This window comes from Microbacterium sp. LEMMJ01, from assembly GCF_002114135.1.
Taxonomy (GTDB): domain Bacteria; phylum Actinomycetota; class Actinomycetes; order Actinomycetales; family Microbacteriaceae; genus Microbacterium.
This window is the reverse complement of record NZ_NCTV01000005.1, coordinates 1-2,035: the sequence shown is the minus strand read 5'-3', so window position 1 is coordinate 2,035 and position 2,035 is coordinate 1. Positions and strand designations below refer to the sequence as shown.

At 65.8% G+C, this 2,035-nt stretch carries 3 protein-coding genes; 1 reads left to right on the top strand and 2 read right to left on the bottom strand.

Annotation, left to right across the window (positions count from 1 at the left end; genetic code table 11):
- Positions 1-2: 2 nt before the first annotated feature.
- A protein-coding gene (locus B7W94_RS00085; protein WP_241186004.1) for an IS5 family transposase occupies positions 3-846 on the bottom strand; the annotation gives its coding sequence in 2 pieces (ribosomal slippage) (positions 3-539 and positions 541-846; 843 coding nt in all).
- A gap of 169 nt (positions 847-1,015) precedes the next feature.
- Here B7W94_RS00085 and B7W94_RS00080 point away from each other — a divergent pair.
- Entirely contained in the window at positions 1,016-1,597 is a 582-nt protein-coding gene (locus B7W94_RS00080) for an ABC transporter permease (protein ID WP_005052801.1), read from the top strand.
- Positions 1,598-1,619: 22 nt separating this feature from the next.
- Here the strand turns inward: B7W94_RS00080 and B7W94_RS00075 are convergent.
- On the bottom strand, positions 1,620-2,035 hold a 416-nt coding region (locus tag B7W94_RS00075; RefSeq protein WP_139833206.1), incomplete at its 5' end, for an amidohydrolase family protein.

The following is a 2,035-nucleotide window of genomic DNA, read 5'->3' as shown; positions in this document are numbered from 1 at the left end:
CGCTAGGGCGTGTCTCTTAAAGCCTTGAGCCAGATGGTGATGGCGCGTAGGACGACGCCGCCGCGATAGGTCAGGGCGAGTTTGTCGTAGCGGGTGGCCAAGGCGCGCCATTGCTTGAAGATGTTGAATCCGCGCTCGACGACGTTGCGGCGCTTGTAGGCCTCGGTGTCGTAGGTGACCGGGCGACCACCCTTGGCGCCGCGGCGCTTGCGGTTGGCGATCTGATCATCGCGTTCGGGGATGACGGCCTGGATGCCGCGCCGGCGCAACAGCTTGCGGTTGGCCCGGGAAGAGTAAGCCTTGTCACCCAGCGCCCGGTCGGGCCTGGTGCGTGGCCGGCCCCCACCCAGGCGCGGTACCCGCAGGGCGTTCATCACGTGCTCGAACATCGGGGAGTCCCCGCCCTGCCCGGGCCCGAGCAGCATCACCAGCGGCCGCATGTTCCCGTCGCACAGGTGGTGGATCTTCGTCGACAGGCCGCCGCGGGAGCGGCCGATGGCGTGATCAGGCGGCTCGATGCGCAGATTCGTGTAATTCGTCAGGTCCCCCTGTGTCCCGGGGCAGGTTGGTGGCGTGCTGATGGGCGCGGTTGATCGTGGAGTCCACCGAGACTTCCCAGTCGATCAGCCCGGCGGCGTCGGCATGGGCCAGCAGGACGCTGTGGATCTTGTCCCACGTCCCATCACCGCTGAAGCGGCGGTGCCGCTTCCACACCGTCTGCCACGGCCCGAAGCACCCGGGTAAGTCCCGCCACGCGATCCCGGTCCGGTAGCGATAGATGATGCCCTCCACCACGGTGCGATGATCGGCGAACGGCCGACCACGACGCCCCTGCGAGGACGGCATCAACGGAGCAATCAGCTCCCACTGCGCATCAGTCAGCAACTCCGTTCGAGACACACACCGAGCGTTCCAGCGACCAGCCCAAACCTTTGGGAGACACGCCCTAGTCGCTTTCCAGGAGAACTGGCTCTTCGCGCGGATGGCGAGCGACGTCTTGCCGAGTCTTTCCAGGATGATGATCGGGTTCATCGGCGCTGTGGTCATCGGCGTGGTCGTGGGGTTCGTTCTCGGTCAGGCGCACCGCCTCCAGGCGATGTTCGCACCCGTGCTCGAGTTCCTGCGCGCGATCCCTGCGGTCGCGTTGATTCCCCTCGTCATCATCGTGCTGGGCCTCGACGACACCGCGAAGGTGATTCTGATCACCTTCATCTGCCTCTGGCCCGTGCTCCTCAATACCGAAGCTGCAATCAGAGGAATGGACCCCGGACTGCGCGAGACCGCCCGGGTGTACGGCATCCACTGGTTCCGCTACGAGTTGCAGGTCGCACTTCCCGCGGCAGCTCCGCAGATCTTTGCCGGAATGCGCACGAGTCTTTCGCTCGCGCTCATCATGGTCGTCGTGAGCGAGATGATGGCGGGAGGCAACGGGATCGGCGTCTTCGTTCTTCAGTCGCAGAGGTCGTTCGCGATCACGGACATGTGGTCGGGCATCGTGCTCATCGGGATCTTCGGGTACGTGTTCAACCTGCTGCTCATCGTCGTCGAGAACCGGGTGCTCGCGTGGCACCACGGCGCGAACACCGCCGTGGAGTGACACCGCGGTCGAGAGGACGCCCTCACACCTCGATGCCGCCGCACCACACACGCAGAACGCGACGCGCGGCAGCGATGTCGGTGAGCGGATCGCCGTCCACCAGCACGAGGTCGGCTCGCAATCCGGGGGTGATCGCCCCCCGATCGTCGAGTGAGAACGCGTGCGCGGCCGTCGAGGTGGCAGCGCGCAGCGCTTCGGCTGTTGACAGGCCGGCGTCCACGAGCAGAGCGAGTTCGTCGTGCATGCTCTCGCCGTATGGCGGCATTGCCCGTTCGAGGAGCCCGATGTAGGCGTCTTCGTCGTGCATGCTCTCGCCGTATGGCGGCGATGCCCGTGTGAAGGACCCGAGGTAGGCGTCGGTGCCGGCCAGGACCGGAAAGCCCGCGGCATGCATCGAGCGCGTGATATCGTGGGCGTGTGAATAGCTCACACCGGGAA

Bases quoted from the DNA above. Each gene is read 5' to 3' on its own strand.
- B7W94_RS00080 (WP_005052801.1), top strand. From the start codon at position 1,016: ATGATGATCGGGTTCATCGGCGCTGTGGTCATCGGCGTGGTCGTGGGG.